This window comes from Actinophytocola sp. KF-1, from assembly GCF_054661535.1.
The window spans coordinates 659,200-673,224 of the sequence record NZ_BAAFVK010000001.1 but is presented as its reverse complement, the minus strand read 5'-3'; the positions used below and the strand labels follow the sequence as shown (position 1 = coordinate 673,224).

General features: G+C 72.0%; 16 protein-coding genes. 3 read left to right on the top strand and 13 right to left on the bottom strand.

From position 1 onward, the window contains the following. Positions 1 to 114 precede the first annotated feature (114 nt). The gene (locus ACYQ77_RS03350; protein ID WP_459707266.1) at positions 115 to 690 is read left to right on the top strand and encodes an HhH-GPD-type base excision DNA repair protein; all 576 of its coding nucleotides are present in this window, start codon (positions 115 to 117) and stop codon (positions 688 to 690) included. Here ACYQ77_RS03350 and ACYQ77_RS03345 read toward each other — a convergent pair. The 5 genes from ACYQ77_RS03345 to ACYQ77_RS03325 all read right to left on the bottom strand — a co-directional run bounded on the left by ACYQ77_RS03345 (position 687) and on the right by ACYQ77_RS03325 (position 4,356). Next, the gene (locus ACYQ77_RS03345; protein ID WP_459707265.1) at positions 687 to 1,310 is read right to left on the bottom strand and encodes a maleylpyruvate isomerase N-terminal domain-containing protein; all 624 of its coding nucleotides are present in this window, start codon (positions 1,308 to 1,310) and stop codon (positions 687 to 689) included. The genes ACYQ77_RS03350 and ACYQ77_RS03345 overlap by 4 nt on opposite strands. Next, positions 1,307 to 2,017, bottom strand: a complete 711-nt coding sequence (locus ACYQ77_RS03340; RefSeq protein WP_459707263.1) for a DUF6882 domain-containing protein — start codon at positions 2,015 to 2,017, stop codon at positions 1,307 to 1,309. The genes ACYQ77_RS03345 and ACYQ77_RS03340 overlap by 4 nt, the downstream gene beginning before the upstream one ends. A 283-nt stretch (positions 2,018 to 2,300) precedes the next feature. Then, complete coding sequence (locus ACYQ77_RS03335) at positions 2,301 to 3,158, bottom strand: SAM-dependent methyltransferase (protein WP_459707261.1); 858 nt, start codon at positions 3,156 to 3,158, stop codon at positions 2,301 to 2,303. A gap of 287 nt (positions 3,159 to 3,445) precedes the next feature. Then, complete coding sequence (locus ACYQ77_RS03330; RefSeq protein ID WP_459707259.1) at positions 3,446 to 3,655, bottom strand: hypothetical protein; 210 nt, start codon at positions 3,653 to 3,655, stop codon at positions 3,446 to 3,448. A gap of 44 nt (positions 3,656 to 3,699) precedes the next feature. Further along, complete coding sequence (locus tag ACYQ77_RS03325; protein WP_459707257.1) at positions 3,700 to 4,356, bottom strand: spermine/spermidine synthase domain-containing protein; 657 nt, start codon at positions 4,354 to 4,356, stop codon at positions 3,700 to 3,702. 48 nt (positions 4,357 to 4,404) lie between these two features. On the opposite strand from ACYQ77_RS03325, the gene ACYQ77_RS03320 reads away from it, so the two are divergent. Next, complete coding sequence (locus ACYQ77_RS03320; RefSeq protein ID WP_459707256.1) at positions 4,405 to 4,593, top strand: DUF1918 domain-containing protein; 189 nt, start codon at positions 4,405 to 4,407, stop codon at positions 4,591 to 4,593. Between the two features lie 64 nt (positions 4,594 to 4,657). Here ACYQ77_RS03320 and ACYQ77_RS03315 read toward each other — a convergent pair whose 3' ends face one another. From ACYQ77_RS03315 to ACYQ77_RS03290, 6 genes are all read right to left on the bottom strand, one after another. Next, on the bottom strand, positions 4,658 to 5,059 hold the full coding sequence (locus ACYQ77_RS03315) for an SsgA family sporulation/cell division regulator (protein ID WP_459707254.1): 402 nt from the start codon (positions 5,057 to 5,059) through the stop codon (positions 4,658 to 4,660). A gap of 151 nt (positions 5,060 to 5,210) precedes the next feature. After that, positions 5,211 to 6,194 (bottom strand): malate dehydrogenase, encoded by a 984-nt coding sequence (locus ACYQ77_RS03310; protein ID WP_459707252.1) that lies wholly within the window; start codon positions 6,192 to 6,194, stop codon positions 5,211 to 5,213. A gap of 113 nt (positions 6,195 to 6,307) precedes the next feature. Continuing rightward, complete coding sequence (locus tag ACYQ77_RS03305) at positions 6,308 to 6,856, bottom strand: hypothetical protein (RefSeq protein WP_459707250.1); 549 nt, start codon at positions 6,854 to 6,856, stop codon at positions 6,308 to 6,310. Further along, a complete protein-coding gene (locus tag ACYQ77_RS03300) occupies positions 6,853 to 7,149 on the bottom strand; it encodes a DUF3017 domain-containing protein (RefSeq protein WP_459707249.1) in 297 nt (98 codons plus the stop codon). Before ACYQ77_RS03300 ends, ACYQ77_RS03305 begins: the two co-directional genes overlap by 4 nt. Then, positions 7,146 to 7,997, bottom strand: coding sequence for a bifunctional methylenetetrahydrofolate dehydrogenase/methenyltetrahydrofolate cyclohydrolase (locus ACYQ77_RS03295; RefSeq protein ID WP_459707247.1), 852 nt, complete (start codon positions 7,995 to 7,997; stop codon positions 7,146 to 7,148). Before ACYQ77_RS03295 ends, ACYQ77_RS03300 begins: the two co-directional genes overlap by 4 nt. Positions 7,998 to 8,010: 13 nt before the next feature. Continuing rightward, positions 8,011 to 9,018 (bottom strand): DMT family transporter, encoded by a 1,008-nt coding sequence (locus ACYQ77_RS03290; protein ID WP_459707246.1) that lies wholly within the window; start codon positions 9,016 to 9,018, stop codon positions 8,011 to 8,013. A 98-nt stretch (positions 9,019 to 9,116) separates the two neighbouring features. Here ACYQ77_RS03290 and ACYQ77_RS03285 point away from each other — a divergent pair, with 98 nt between their 5' ends. Beyond that, the gene (locus ACYQ77_RS03285) at positions 9,117 to 11,462 is read left to right on the top strand and encodes a TNT domain-containing protein (RefSeq protein WP_459707244.1); all 2,346 of its coding nucleotides are present in this window, start codon (positions 9,117 to 9,119) and stop codon (positions 11,460 to 11,462) included. Positions 11,463 to 11,505: 43 nt separating this feature from the next. Here ACYQ77_RS03285 and ACYQ77_RS03280 read toward each other — a convergent pair whose 3' ends face one another. Then, entirely contained in the window at positions 11,506 to 12,459 is a 954-nt protein-coding gene (locus ACYQ77_RS03280) for a LysR family transcriptional regulator (protein ID WP_459707242.1), read from the bottom strand. 45 nt (positions 12,460 to 12,504) lie between these two features. Next, the gene (locus ACYQ77_RS03275) at positions 12,505 to 13,086 is read right to left on the bottom strand and encodes a pentapeptide repeat-containing protein (protein WP_459707240.1); all 582 of its coding nucleotides are present in this window, start codon (positions 13,084 to 13,086) and stop codon (positions 12,505 to 12,507) included. Positions 13,087 to 14,025: the final 939 nt, after the last annotated feature.

The window sequence follows — 14,025 nt, the reverse complement described above, 5'->3', positions numbered from 1 at the left end:
TCGCGCCGGGCTCCTGTCGTCGGCGCGCACGCGACACCTACCGTGCGCCCGCCGGGGTAGCGACCGGGTCGTGGCTACTCTCCGCGAGGTAGGCGGACGTGCCATGATGACGCCATGGCGATCTGGCTGACCACTGACTCCGAGGCGAACGAGCTGCTCGACCGCGAGCCGTTGGCGCTCCTCATCGGCATGCTGCTGGACCAGCAGATCACGATCGAAACGGCCTTCGCCGGGCCGAAGAAGATCCTCGACCGCATCGGCTCGCTCGACGCACGCACGATCGCCGAGTACGACCCCGAGAAGTTCGCCGCGCTGTGCTCGACACCGCCCGCGATCCACCGCTTCCCCGGGTCCATGGCCAAGCGGATCCAGGCGCTGTGCCAGGGCCTGGTCGACGAGTACGACGGCGACGCCGAAGCCCTGTGGACGGCGGGCAAGCCGAACGGCGCCGAGGTGCTCAGGCGGTTGAAGGCGCTGCCGGGCTACGGCGACATCAAGGCGCAGATCTTCCTCGCGCTGCTCGGCAAGCAGCGCGGCCTGAAGGCGACCGGCTGGCAGAAGGCCGCGGGCGAGTTCGGCAAGAAGGGCACGCACCTGTCGGTCGCGGACATCACCGACCAGGCGAGCCTGCTCGAGGTGCGCGCGTACAAGAAGCAGATGAAGGCGGCCGCCAAGGCCGCGAAGGCCTAGCCCGTCACGGGAAAACGCTGCCCGTACACCGCGCGTTCCGCGTCGGTGAGCGGTTCGCGGCCGGTGGCCTTGAGCGCGTAGGTGCGGTCGTCCCAGTCGGGGCCGGGCTCGCCGAGCAGGCCGTCGAGCACGCGGCGCACGAGCCGCAGCGCGGCGGGGGCCGGTGGTTCGCCGGTCATGTCGAGGTGGTGGACCGTGGCCTCGAAGACCAATGTGGACACGAAGTCGGCGGTGCGCAGCACGTGGCCCTGGGTGGTGACGTGGTCGTGCTGGCAGTCGCGGGCGGCGCGCACCGCCGCGGCCGCGGTGTCCCGCCACTCCCGGCCGAGCATGCCGTCGGAGTAGGCGGAGGCGACGATGCGGACGTGCCGGGCGTGGGCGGCGCTGTCGTCGTCGCCGGGTGCGAAACCCCGCCAGTAGGTGACCTCGTCGACGTCCGGCGGCCCGGCGGCGGGGCTCGCGAAGGTGACGAGCGCCCGCCGCGCGTCGAGCAGCTGGTGGTAGAGGACGTCGCCGACCGTCCACCCGGCGCAGCGGCTGGGGCGCAGCAACTCGGCCGGCCCCAGCTCGCTGACGTGCTCGGTGATGTCGCCGTAGATCGCGTCGAGCGTGTTGATCACCGCTGCGGGGTACCACCCATGTTGACGCTCATGCCGGACACCAGGTTGTTCTCCGTGAAGGACACCGTGGCCGAGAACGTGGGCCCCTCGACGAGCATCTGGGTGTCGTTCTCCTGCACGCGCAGGCCGCGGTTGAGCGCGTAGGCGCGGAAGCCGCGGCGCTGGTCGAAGAAGCGCAGTTCCATCAGGCCCTGCTGCAGCACGCGGGACACGCGCGGGCCTTCCGGTGCGGGCAGCACGAAGTCGGGGTGCTCGATCAGCATGCCGACGCGCGTGCCGCCGCCGACGGGCCCCTGGTAGCCGGTCCACCGCTTCGAGACGGCCTTCGCGGCCTCCATCATCAGCGACGCGACCTGCGCGGGTTCGGTCGGCGAGCCGGGGAGGTCGTCGAACGGGACCTCCGGTTCGGACAGCTCGGGGATGCCGTACTGCTTGCCGAAGTCACGCAGCTGCTCGGCCAGCCAGACGACCTCCTGCCGGTAACCCGTCGGGTTCGCCCACGACCACAGCCACGAGCGCGGGCCGGGGGCGGCGCTGCCGAGCAGGTGCAGTGCGGTCGCGGTCACCGGGTGGTCGCCGGTGAAGGCGAACCTCGGCACGGCGAGGTCGACCTCCCACGAGTGCTCGCCGATGGTCTCCGCGAGGTGGAGCTGGTGTTCCAACGACAGCAGCGCGGCGTCGTCCTGAAGATCGAGAAAGGTTGGCACGGCGGCGACGCTACCGGTCCGTGCCTGGTCCCGACGGTGGTTTCGACCAGATGCCCGGGGCCCGGCAGTTGTCCACAGGTGGGCCGGTTGTCCACAGTTTCGCGCGACGCCCTGGAATTGTCGGTGCCCACCGGTAGACTGGCATGGCGGGTGGCCCCCGGGAATGGGTGGGGGTCCGCCTACGTACTGGGGGCGCGCGTTTTCGCAGGTCAGCGGGTTGTTGCGACGTTCACGGCCGACGGTGGGCGCGCCCGCTCCGGTGGCGGGCGCGCCGGAACTCACGTCAGGGCTTGCGGCCGACCACGGCGGCGCTGCACTCCTCGACCTGGCTCAGCGGCCGCAGGCGCGGGCCGTCCGGCCACCAGAGGTCCGACAGCTCGATGTCGGCCGGCTTGCCGGGCCCCGGCGGGATGATCTCCAGGCCGGGCAGGAACTTCCGCAGCTGCTCCTTCGTGCGGAACTTGCCCGAACCCATGGGGCTGTGCAGGAACACGTCCTCCATGCGGCGCGCCAGCTCGCTGTGGCCGGGCGTCTCCGGGTCGAGGAAGTGCGAGATCGCGACGAACGAGCCCGACGGCAGCGCGTCGATGTACTCCTTCATCAGCTCGTCGCCGTTGTCGGCCGTGTAGTGGTGCAGCGTGCCCACGTGCAGCAGGCCGATCGGCTTGGTGAAGTCGAGGTACTTGCGCACCGTCGGGTTCTGCAGCACGTCCTGCGGCTCGAAGATGTCCGCCGCGACGAAGTGGGTGTAGTCGTTGTCCTCCAGGAGCGCCTCGCCGTGCGCGATGACGACCGGGTCGTTGTCGACGTAGACGACCCGCGCCTCCGGGTCGATGCGCTGCGCGATCTGGTGCGTGTTCTCGGCGGTGGGCAGACCGGAACCGCAGTCGAGGAACTGGCGGATGCCGCCCTGGTCGGTGAGGAAGCGGACCGCCCTGGTCAGGAAGTTCCGGTTCGACCACGCGAGGTCCCGCGCCTCCGGCGCCACCTTCTGCACCTTCTGGAAGACCTCGCGGTCGATCGCGTAGTTGTCCTTGCCGCCCAGGAACGCGTCGTAGACGCGGGCGATGCTCGCCCTGGTCGGGTCCACCCCGACCGGAACCATGCTCGGCGCGTCGTACTTGGACGCCGTCTCGGACATCGCAAAACCTCACAAACAGCCAGGGTCGGGAACCAACTCAGCGTAGCGACGCCTGCCATGCCGGTAAACGCGGGATTCGATCTTGAAAAGGCACTGTGAATGCCCGTGCATCTGCACCTGCGCAGGTGAGAAAGCCGCGCTGACCACCGGCTTTCCTTTTGAGACCGCGAAAAAGTCACCCGTTCGGTCTAGCGACCGGCCCGTCGCTGCCGATCCGGATCGCGGGGCCCGGGCAGAAGTCGGGCTCGCGGCGCACGTTCGAGCAGACGGAGCCTGCCGTGCCAGGGCTAGAAGCGGCGCCACGCGGTGCCGGCGCAGAGCACGGTCACGAAGGCAAGCAGTGACGCGAAAAGGGCGGGCCACAGGACGTTCATGGTGATGGCCAGCAACACGTTCACGACGGTCGCCGTCAGGTACAGCGTCGCCAGCAGCAGTGGCACGGCGGCCGGGTGGCGCACCCACGACGGGGCGGTTCGGCGCGGTCGGCGTCGAAGCATCGCACCTCCAGGACCTCATCCCGGAGATCGCGCCGCGCCGGGCGTCAGTTACCGGGTTCCGATCTCGATCTGGTCACCAGGAAAACCAGGTCGGGCTCACCCCGGGGCACCGGGATCGCCAGCGTCTCCACCAGGCCCCAGCGCTCCGCGAGCGCGGCCACGAACACCGGCGCGCGGCCCGCGCTCCACACCGCCAGCACCCCGCCCGGCGCGAGCGCCGCGCCGAGCATCGCGAGGCCCGCCGGGCCGTACAGCGACGCGTTGCCCTCGTCGACTGTCCACTCCGGACCGTTGTCGACGTCCAGGCACAGCGCGCCGAACCGGCCCGCGGACGGCAGCCACGTCAGCAGGTCCGCGCGCACCACCCGCACCCGGGGGTCGGCGAGCACGGCCGCGTTGCCCAGCTCGGTGCGGTTCCAGTCGATCACCGCCTGCTCGCGCTCGACCACGACCACCGCGCCGACGGCCGGGTGGTCCAGCGCCTCGCGGAGGGAGAAGCCGACGCCGAGCCCGCCGATCAGCACGGTCGACCCCGGTGGCATGCGGTCGGCGGCGGCGCGGACCATCAGCCGCTCCGACTCGCCGTTGCGGGTGTCCATCAGGAACACCCCGTTCGCGATGATCTCGTGGTGGCGGCCCACCCGCCGCAGCACCAGCTCCCCGCACACCCCGTCGACCCGCGCCAGAACCTCGGACACCACCCCAACAGACTAGAAGCGCTCCGGTCCGAACGGACTTACCCTGGGGACATGCAGGCCGCGATCGGCGACCGGCTGCACGTGCACGGTCGCACAGTAGGAAACCCGGACCAGATCGCCGAGATCATCGAGGTGCGCGGGGAGGACGGCGGGCCGCCCTACGTCGTCCGCTACCCGGACGGGCACGAGGGCCTCGTATTCCCCGGCCCTGACTGCGTGGTCGAGAAAGAACCGTCATGAGCGGTGTTCCCGGGGATCGTCCAGGAACCCCGGGAACACCGCTCATGGTCGACCGCGCGCCCGGTCAGACCCTGGTGAGCTCGTCGATCAGCGCGTCGACGTCGAAGTGCTCGCTCTCGCTGCCCAGCGGGACGAGCGATTCGGTCGCGCCGAGGAACTCGGCGACCGCCTCGTGGTCCACCTCGAGCAGGGCGTAGCCCTCCGGCGACTCGATCTCGACGACGAGCATGCGCAGCCCGCGCTCCTCGAGGGGGCTGAACCGGACGTCGCCGAGACCGGCGGACTCGGTCAGCCCCGCCACGAGCAGCTCGCGGGAGAACACCCACTCGACCCACCGGTCCCGTTCCGTCTGGAACGCGGCGACCACCGTGTACGGGTGGTCGGCGCGGTAGGACCAGCGGGAACGGACCGGCGTTGCGCCGTCGTACAGCGCGACGAGCTCGACGTGAATGGCTTCGGTGGTCATCTCTGGCCCTCCTCCATCGATCCGACTCTGGGTGTGGGTCGGTCGAGGGTGAGATGCGAGGGCGGGCCGGATCTGACGAGCGAAGCCCCATGTTCACGCCATCAGGTATGACCGGGGCCACACGCGTAACGCGTGACCTGGGGTTTTACCGTCAGATGAGGCCGAGACCGCGCACGGCCTCGCGCTCCTCGGACAGCTCGGCCACCGACGCGTCGATGCGCTCGCGGGAGAAGTCGTCGATCTCCAGGCCCTGGATGATCTCCCACTTGCCATCCGCGCAGCGCACCGGGAACGACGAGATCAGGCCCTCGGGCACCCCGTAGGAACCGTCGGAGACGACGGCCATGGAGGTCCACTCGGTGCCGTTCACCCAGTCGTGGACGTGGTCGATGGCGGCGTTCGCGGCGGATGCGGCCGACGACGCGCCCCTGGCCTCGATGATCGCGGCACCGCGCTTGGCGACGGTCGGGATGAAGGTGTCCTTCAACCACTCGTCGTCGTTCACGGCGGCCGCGGCGGTCTGGCCGCCCACCTCGGCGTGGAACAGGTCCGGGTACTGGGTCGCGGAGTGGTTGCCCCAGATGGTCATCTTCGAGATCTCGGTGACCGAGACCCCCAGCTTGGCCGCGAGCTGCGACAGGGCGCGGTTGTGGTCGAGGCGCGTCATGGCGGTGAACCGCTCGGCGGGCACGTCCGGCGCGTGCTGCTGGGCGATCAGCGCGTTGGTGTTGGCCGGGTTGCCGACCACGAGGACCTTCACGTCCTCGGCGGCGCCCGCGTTGATGGCCTCGCCCTGCGGCTTGAAGATGCCGCCGTTGGCCTCGAGCAGGTCGCCGCGCTCCATGCCCTTCGTGCGGGGGCGGGCGCCGACGAGCAGCGCGACGTTGACGCCGTCGAACGCGCGCTTCGGGTCGTCGGTGATGTCGATGCCCTCGAGCAGCGGGAAGGCGCAGTCGTCGAGCTCCATGGCGGTGCCCTCGGCGGCCTTCAGCGCCGGGGTGATCTCCAGCAGTGACAGCCGGACGGGCGTGTCGGGCCCGAGGAGCTGCCCGGAGGCGATGCGGAACAGCAGTGCGTAACCGATCTGGCCGGCGGCACCGGTGACGGTGACCTTGACGGCAGCCTTGCTTGCCACGGGGAAGATCCTCCCGAATACGAAGAGAAAAACCGGTGCGGCGAGGCTATCAAGCTGCCGAGTTTCAGCGGGTCACGCGGGTACCGGGGGCGGAGAAATATCACTTGATGGATTTAGCCCGCGACCCACTCCGCGGACGACTGCCAGATGCTGCGGTGCGCGCGGACGGTCACGTCGGCGGGCAGGCCGTCCGGGTGGAAGGACGACCCGGCGCCCGCGCGGTCCTCGGCCAGCCGGGCCACCAGCTCCCCCGCACGTGCACGGCCGCGGACGAGGAGCGCGGTCTCGGAGTGCAGGAGGAAGCCGGTGTGCGCGACGACCTCGACCCGGTAGCGGGCCATGCCCAGTGCCCGCGCGACCGCCAGGCCCGCGCCGCCGGCGCCGAGCGCGACCAGTTCGGCGGCGATGAGCGGGGACGCGAGCAGCCACACGATCGCCGGGCCGATGGCCTCCGAGTACACGATCGGCGCGGCGAGCACCTCGACGACGCGGTCGGCGGTCGACTTCTTCCGCTCCGGTGGCGCGGCGGGCGGGGTGCTCAGCTCCCGGCGCGGGTTGCGGCCCAGCATGTAGGCCATGGGGCGGACGACCCGCCGCCACGGTGAGAAGCGCAGGCCGACGGACCACTGGCGGCCCTTGGCGTCGCGTACCCGGGTCGTCATGCGTCGAGCGGTCCGCCCTCGATGGTCATGGCCACGAAGATCATGCAGGCGCCGAAGGCCGAGTACGTGAGGCAGTCGACCGCGCGGCCGCGGATCATGATCAGGCCGGCCTGCTCGTCGGACAGCAGGGCGCGCATGCCCGCGGCCAGGAACAGGGCGAGGCCGATCAGGACGGTGCCCTGGCGCCAGTGGTACAGGATGATCCGGAACAGGCCGACCGCGACCACCGCCATCACCAGGCCGAACGGCAGGTGCGCCAGCACGGGGTGCCTGCGGCGGTGGGGCGTGGTCATGCCGCCGCCCGCTCCGCCGCGAGGACCGTGTTCGTCAGCAGCATGGCGATCGTCATCGGGCCGACGCCGCCCGGCATCGGCGCGAGCCAGCCGGCGACCTCGCGCACACCCGGGTGCACGTCGCCGACCAGGCCGTCGTCGGTGCGGGTGATGCCGACGTCCAGGACCGCGGCGCCCGGCTTCACCATGTCCGGCGTGATCAGGGCCGGGTTGCCGGCGGCGGCCACCACGATGTCGGCGCGGCGGACCTCGGTGGCGAGGTCCTTCGTGCCGGTGTGGCACAGGGTCACAGTCGCGTTCTCGGAGCGGCGGGTCAGCAGCAGGCCAAGCGGGCGGCCGACCGTCACGCCCCTGCCGACGACCGTGACGTTCGCGCCCGCGACGGGCACGTCGTAGCGCTTGAGCAGCTCGATGATGCCCACGGGCGTGCACGGCAGCGGGCCCGTCTCACCGAGGACCAGCTTGCCGAGGTTCATGGGGTGCAGGCCGTCGGAGTCCTTGGCCGGGTCGACCCGCTCCAGGGCGGCGCCCGCGTCGAGGTGCCCGGGCAGCGGCAGCTGGATGAGGTAGCCGGTGCACGCGGGGTCGGCGTTCAGCTCGTCGATGACCTCGTGCAGCTGGGCCTGCGTGATGTTCGCGGGCAGGTCGCGGCGGATCGAGTTGATGCCGACCTTGGCGCACGCGTTGTGCTTGCCGCGGACGTACGAGTGCGAGCCGGGATCGTCGCCGACGAGCACGGTGCCGAGCCCGGGCACGACGCCCTTGGCGGCCAGCGCCTGCACGCGCACGCGCAGGTCCTCGAATATGGCGTTGCGGGTGGCCTTGCCGTCCAGGATCGTCGCGGTCACGGGGGTCATCCTCTCACCGGGCGGAGCTCACGGGGCGAGCAGTGCCGTCCTCGCGGGGCTTGACGCGGATGGCGGCGATGCCGACCGCGACCATCGTGAGCGTGATGCCGACGATCCTGGTGACCGACAGCTCGACGCCCTCGGCGGGGACGAACACGTCGAGCAGCACGGCGCCGATCAGCTGACCGGCGACCGACGCCATGCCGAGCAGCAGCACGCCCGTCACCCGGACGGCCGTCACCGCGGTCATGATCGCGACGATGCCCATCGTGCCGCCGGTGTAGAGCCACCACTGGGTGGGCATGGCGTCCGGCAGGCCGCGGATAAGCACGTCGACCACGGCGGCGACGAGCAGCGCGGACGTGCCGACCAGGAAGTTCACGACCGTGGGCACCACCACGTTGCCTGCCGCGGCCCGCACCTGGCCGTTGACCGCCGACTGCCACGCGAGGCCCAAACCCGCTACTGCCGGTAGCACGGCCCACCAAAGTCCACCCGGATCAGTGACGACCCCGTGGTCGGAAACGGAAACGATCACGGCGATCACAGCGAGTGACGCGCCGATGGCTCTGGGGAGTGTGATGGGCTGGGGGCCGCCCGGTCCGAGCCCGGCGCGGTCGACGGGCAGACTGGACACGATCTGACCTGCGACGACGGACACCGTGAAGACGGCGACACCGAGGATCGACACCGTGAAGCCCTGGGTCGTCACGAGGAACGCGCCACAGGTGCCGCCGAGCAGCTGCCAGGGGCGTAGTGCCATCGTCCGCACCGATTCGACCAAACGCCCCACCCCGGCGCGCGCGGCTGGCAAGATCGGCAAGGCCGCGAGCAGCAGGACAGAACCGACGGAGAAGGAGATCAGAGCAGCGAGAACGCCGTCGTTCAGCTGATGACCGAGCTGGCCGTTGATCCGGCCCTGCACCGCGAGCCCCACCCCGCCGAGCGCGGCGAGCGCGGCCCCCGCCGCGCGCAACCGGGCGGTCGGGTGGTGAGCTGAGGAGACAGCGGACGTCGTCACGTGTCGTCATCCTCGCTCACGCGACCTTGCGGGTGCGAAGAGGGCCAGGTAAAGAAGCAGGCTGTGACGCCGACCGAAGGACAAGGGAAGATGTCACCGTGGCACAACCGACCCAGCTAACCCCGACTGAGCAGGACGCCCTGGTCAAACAGATCGGGCTGGCGATGCTGCGCGTCGCCCCCGAGGACTGGGAGCAGCTCACCGTCGACTACCGCGCGGTCGGCCGCTACGCCGAGTCGACCGGCCAGGTCACCTACTCCGACGGCGGCACCGAGCCGTGGACCATGCCCGCCGACCTGCAGGGCCTGTTCGCCCGCCTGCGGGCCGGGATGTACCGGGAGGGCCGCGGCACCTGGTTCAACGCCCGCTACAAGCTCGACCACCCGTCGAGCTACAACCTGGAGTACGACCGCGAGGAGCCGAACTGGGAGCTCCCGCCCCCACCGCAGGCCTACCCGGACGACATGCGGATGTTCCCGCGCACGGACGACAACGTGCCGGAGTGGCTCCGCCGCAGGCTCGCACAGGCGCCACCGCCACCAGGACCGCCGCCGGGCGCGCCCATGCCCGACCGGGCGCCCGGCCCGCCGCGGTTCCGGGTGGCACGGATCTTCGACGGCCCCGGTGAGGACGGCCGTCCCTCGGTGAACCGGCCCCAGGTCGACGAGATGGACATCCAGGACATCCTCGACTACCTGGACAACGGTCCGCTGGTCGGTCCGGCCCGCGGGTACGACGTGGACCGGCTCGACCCGAACGGCCAGCAGTCCGTGCCGGTGGCCTTCCACACCGACGGCACGTGGATCTGGCCCGCCGCCGTGAACTACTACCTGCGCGAGCACGACATCGCGCCGGAGCCGGACCTGGTGGAGCACATCCGGCGGATGCGCTTCCAGCTGCCGCCGGTCGACGAGGCGACCCGCGCGGCGGCGCAGCAGTTCCTCGGCCCGCCGCCACCCGGCCCCGGCCCGCGTCCCGGCCCGCCGCCCGCCGCGGCGCCACCGCCCGGCCCCGCGCCGACGCGTGCCATGCCGGTGCCGGCACCGGTGCCCGCGCCGAAGATGCCCCCGGCGGGGCCGCCGCGTGCCGCGCTGCCGTCACAGGGGCCCGCGTCGGCGGAGATCGACCACCTGCGTGCCCGGCTCGACGACCTGGACGTGCCGGAGACGGCCTACCGGATCGGCCAGCCCACCGGCCGCGGCTGGGCCATGGAGCAGACGGACGAGGGCTGGCGCGTCGGCTGGCACGACCAGGACTGGGTCGCGCCCGCGATGTTCGAGGACGTGGCGGACGCGTCGGCGTTCCTGCTGGGCAAGCTGCTGCTGGACACCGACCGGTGGGCGGCGGGCCCGAAGAACCCGGAGCTGCCGCCCCCGCCCGCGCAGCCGCCCGCCGAGGACCACGGCTTCGAGCCGCTGTCGGCGCCGATCGAGGACTTCAGCGGCCCCGGCCGGGACTTCTCCGCCGCGGGCGGCAGGGAGGGTTTCACCCCGCCCGGACGCGGCGACTTCGCGCCCCCCGGCGGTGACCGGGACGCGTTCGCCCCGGCGGCGTCCGCCGGTGACGAGTTCGGCGGTCGCGACAGCTTCACCCCGCCTGCCGGGGGCGGCGAGTTCGGCGGCGGACGGGACGCCTTCGCCCCGCCCAACGGCGGCGGCGACTTCGGACGCGAGAACTTCACGCCACCCAACGGCGGCGGCGACTTCGGACGCGAGAACTTCACCCCACCCAACGGCGGCGGCGACTTCGGACGCGACAGCTTCACGCCACCCAACGGCGGCGGCGACTTCGGCGCGGACCGGGAGGAACCCGGCGCCGGTCGCGGTGCCGAGCCGCGGGGCGAGTTCGGGACGCGGATCGTCGGCCCGCCGCCCGGCACGCCCGGGTTCACGCCGCCGTCCCCCGGTGGTCCGGCCGGGCCGCCGCCGGGCACGCCCGGGTTCACCCCGCCGCCGGGGACACCGCCCCGCGGCGAGCCGGCGCACACGATGGCGATGGAACCGCCGTCGCGGGTGGAGCCGCCGTCACCGCCGCGTGGCGAGCCGGCGGCACGGCCCGCGAACGGTGCCGCCACTGCCCCGCCGGGGGCCGAGTGGCCGATCACGCCGCTGCCCGGCGAGCCGCCGCTCACGCTGTTCCGCGGCAAGCGGATGGTCGAGCTGGAACCCGGCACCGAGATCGACCGGTTCGGCGACGACGACGGCAACCTCGTGTACGCCGCGGGCACGCCGTTCACGGAGCGGTCGCTGGTGCCGGAGTGGGTCGACCGGCCGTACCACGTGTACCGCGTGCGCCAGCCGGTGCAGGCGCTGACCGGTGCCGCGATCCCGTGGTTCGACCAGCCGGGCGGTGGCACGGCGTTCCTGCTGCCGGACGCGATCGGCGACCTGGTGGCGCACGGCCACCTCGTCGAGGTCGAGGGCGGGGACCCGCCCCGCTCGTGACGGTGTGGAGAAGGGGTGGCGGGCCGTGGCCCGCCACCCCTTCTCACGTTTCCAGCCGGCCGTGCCGGGCGAGCCAGCGCGCGTACACCTCCTGCCGCGCCGGGGCCTTGTGCCAGTAGCAGTCGGTGGCGCGGGTCAGCAGGTCACGCATGTCGGCGTCGGTCAGCGGGCCCTGCTCCGACCACACGACGAGGTGCCGGGTCACCAGCGGCGCCCCCGCCAGCGGACGCGTGGCGATGCCGGGGCGGGTGCGGCTCGCCGCCTGCAGCAGCATCACGCCGTTGCCCATGGCCGCGAGCTCGGCGGCGATCTCCAGGTCCAGGCTCTGCAGCTCGGGCATCGGGACGTCGTGGCGCAGGCACACGTCCCGCACGTAACCCGCGAACCAGTCGTCGGTGATCGCGGCCGTGTACCAGCGCTTCCCCGCGACCTCGGCCAGCGGGATCTCCTCGTGCCCGGCTTCCGGCGACCCGGCCGCGACGCCCACGAACAGCGGCTCGGCCGCCACCTCCGCCTTCACCAGGGTCGCGGGCAGCGGGATCTCGTGGCCCGGCGCCTCCTGGCACACGACCAGCTCGAGGCGTCCGTCGGCGAGCAGCTCCAGCTGACGGTCGCGGTCGCCGGTGACCGTGAGGTCCACAGTGGCCCGCACGACCTCGGGCACGAGCGTGGTCATCTCGGACGTGATCGTGCCCGGCGTCGCCGCGACCCGGATGACGGCGGGCGGGCCGCTGCGCTGCCTGCGGACGCTGCGGTCCAGCTCGTGCACGGTCGCCAGCACCGCCTTCGCGTGCGCCAGCACCACGTCACCGAGCGCCGTCGGGTGGCAGCCCTCCCGGTCGCGGCGGAACAGCGGGCCGCCGACCCGGCGCTCGACGCGTTGCAGCTGCGCGGTCAGCGCGGGCTGCGACACACCGAGCGCGGCCGCCGCCTTGGTGATGCTGCCGGCCTGCGCGATGGCCTGGACCAGCCGGAAGTGCCGCACCTCGAGGTCCACCTACTGATAGAGGGGCCCGGGGCGCGCACGTGACGGCCGCGCCGCTCATTCACCCACTTGGAGGCCGTGAGCGGCGGCGAACGCGATCGCCATGTCGATGTCCACGCGGGCGTCGGCCAGCGCCGCCTGCCGCAGACCGTTCGCGTCCAGCTGGGCCCCGCGCAGGTCCGCACCCGCGAACTTCGTCTCGGTCAGGCGCGCGCCCCGCAGGTCGGTGCCGGTCAGGTCGCAGTCGCGGAGGTCGGCGCCGGCCAGGTTCGCCTCGCGCAGGCGCAGCCCCGACAGCGTGGTCTTGCGCAGGTTCGCTCCGGCGAGGCTCGCAAGCGTGAGGTCGGTGTCGCGGATCTTCACCGGCCGGAACCGGCACTCGAAGAAGTTCGTGCCGAGGAACGTGCAGCCCGCGAACTCGCTGTGCATCAGGTTCGTCCGCTCGAACGTGCACGACCGGAACGCCGAGGTCGTGTGCACCGACTCGCCGAGGTCGGCGCGGGTGAAGTCACAGTGGTCGAACGTGCAGCCCTTGGTGACGAGCCCGCGCAGGTCAGCGTCCACGAAGTCGACGTGCGCGAACTGCCTGCCCTCCCAGCTCTGGTTCGACAGATCGGCGTCGCGGTAGTCCTCGGTCATACCCCGCAGACTAGGGAACGGGGCGATGGCGATGGCCCTTGTGGCGGGTGGCCGGTTGCCAGGATGCGGTTGCTGCCGCGGCGGCAGGGGGCGCACCCCTTCGGTGGCGGACTCCGCCGAGGGCGGACTCCCGCGCCAGCGCTCCCCTCGACGGCGGACCTTCTCAGGAGCAGGCTCCGCACAGGACGGTTGCCGAATCGCGTGCGTGGTGGCGAGCCCCTCGGCAGCAAGCTTCGTCGGTGGCGCACTCCGTGGGCGAGCGGCCCTTCGGGGCGAGCCTTGCCGGTGGCGGGCCCTGCCCTTCGGCGGCGCGCCTCCGTCGGCGGTGGGCTCCGCGCAGGACCGCGGCGGAATCGAATGCGGGGTGCCGCGCCCCTCTGGCGGCGGGCTCCGCCGGAAGCGGGTTTCGCCGAGGGCGGACTCTCTCAACCGCGCAGCCATCAACGGCGAACTCTCGTCGATGGCGCGCTCCGTCGACGGGCGCGGCCCCTTCGGGGCGAGCTTTGTCGATGGCGGGGCTCCCTACCGACGGTGGATCCTCTCAACCGCGCAGCCCTCAATGGCGAACTCTCTTCGGTGGCGCACTCCGTCGATGAGCGCCCCATTCCGGGCGAGCCTTGTCAGCGACGGGCTCCACCGAAGGGCACTCCCTCGACAGCGACCTTCTCGAGAGCGGAGTCCGCGCAGGACGGTGACGAAATCGCGTGTGCCGTGGCGCCCTTCGGCGGCAGGCTTCGCCGGTAGCGGGCTCCACCGACTGCGGACTCCCTCAACCGCGCAGCCCTCAGCGGCGAACTTTCGTCGATGGCGCGCCCGTCGACGGGCTCCCCCTTCGGGGCGAGCTTTGTCGATAGCGGGCTCCACCGAGGGCGTGCTCCCTTGACAGTGCTCTCTTCGACAGCGCTCTCTCGACAGCGACCTTCTCGAGAGCGGGCTCCG

Excerpts from the sequence above, each read along its gene's own strand:
- ACYQ77_RS03315 (WP_459707254.1), bottom strand. The coding sequence starts at position 5,059 with ATGACCACCGAAGCCATTCACGTCGAGCTCGTCGCGCTGTACGACGGC.
- ACYQ77_RS03305 (WP_459707250.1), bottom strand. The coding sequence starts at position 6,856 with ATGACGACCCGGGTACGCGACGCCAAGGGCCGCCAGTGGTCCGTCGGC.
- ACYQ77_RS03300 (WP_459707249.1), bottom strand. The coding sequence starts at position 7,149 with ATGACCACGCCCCACCGCCGCAGGCACCCCGTGCTGGCGCACCTGCCG.
- ACYQ77_RS03335 (WP_459707261.1), bottom strand. The coding sequence starts at position 3,158 with ATGTCCGAGACGGCGTCCAAGTACGACGCGCCGAGCATGGTTCCGGTC.
- ACYQ77_RS03350 (WP_459707266.1), top strand. The coding sequence starts at position 115 with ATGGCGATCTGGCTGACCACTGACTCCGAGGCGAACGAGCTGCTCGAC.
- ACYQ77_RS03275 (WP_459707240.1), bottom strand. The coding sequence starts at position 13,086 with ATGACCGAGGACTACCGCGACGCCGATCTGTCGAACCAGAGCTGGGAG.
- ACYQ77_RS03320 (WP_459707256.1), top strand. The coding sequence starts at position 4,405 with ATGCAGGCCGCGATCGGCGACCGGCTGCACGTGCACGGTCGCACAGTA.
- ACYQ77_RS03330 (WP_459707259.1), bottom strand. The coding sequence starts at position 3,655 with ATGCTTCGACGCCGACCGCGCCGAACCGCCCCGTCGTGGGTGCGCCAC.